This window comes from Haloferax sp. KTX1 (genome assembly GCF_902410085.1).
In the GTDB taxonomy this organism is placed as follows: domain Archaea; phylum Halobacteriota; class Halobacteria; order Halobacteriales; family Haloferacaceae; genus Haloferax; species Haloferax massiliensis.
The window spans coordinates 1-247 of the sequence record NZ_CABPRH010000388.1 but is presented as its reverse complement, the minus strand read 5'-3'; the positions used below and the strand labels follow the sequence as shown (position 1 = coordinate 247).

The 247-nt window shown below is 72.1% G+C and carries 1 pseudogene; it reads left to right on the top strand.

Annotated elements, in window-relative coordinates:
* Positions 1 to 16: 16 nt before the first annotated feature.
* A pseudogene (locus FY251_RS24955) lies at positions 17 to 247 on the top strand (hypothetical protein); the annotation flags it as partial.

Genomic DNA, 247 nt, shown 5'->3' with positions numbered 1-247 from the left:
GTGAGTTGAGCCGAGCATGCAGGCCTCCCAGCAACGACTCCGCGAGGACATCGAAGCGAACGCCCGCTTCGGCGACATCGACGCGCCGGCGGGACGCGGCCGCACCGTCCTGACCGGGAGCGACGCCATCACCGGCATCACGACCTGCGCGGCCGACATCGTCGGCGAGGCCGACCACGCCGGCGCGACGCCGATGGACGAGCGCCGCGACGCGCTGGTCGCCGCGAGCGAGTTCGTCGTGGAGTTT